Consider the following 310-nt stretch of genomic DNA (forward strand, 5'->3'; position numbering starts at 1 on the left):
GCCCCGGCCCCCGGCACCCTTCAGCACCCTCCGCCGAGTCCGTACCAACACGCCCTCACCCCCCACCACACCCGCCCTCCCGGCGCCGCCGTCCCTCGCGGCCAGGGCGCGGCCAGGGCGCGGCCAGGACAAGGCAAGGACGAGGTCATGTGCAGGCAGTCCAGCAAAGAGGTGTGGTGACGTGTGCCGGAGGGGTGCCGGAGGCGCGCCGGAAAGGTGCCGGAAAGGTGCCGGAAAGGTGCCCGCAGGGCCCAAGTCGGCGCCCCGCCCGAGAGGCAGACGTACGGCCCCGCCCCCGCACCCCCTCGCC

Annotated in this window: 1 protein-coding gene; it reads left to right on the forward strand. The window is 75.5% G+C overall.

The genetic code is table 11. From position 1 onward, the window contains the following. Positions 1-180, forward strand: a 180-nt coding sequence (locus GT042_RS39560) for a hypothetical protein (RefSeq protein ID WP_237531398.1), incomplete at its 5' end; no start/stop codon positions are given. Between the last annotated feature and the right edge of the window lie 130 nt (positions 181-310).

This window comes from Streptomyces sp. SID3212 (assembly GCF_009865405.1).
In the GTDB taxonomy this organism is placed as follows: domain Bacteria; phylum Actinomycetota; class Actinomycetes; order Streptomycetales; family Streptomycetaceae; genus Streptomyces.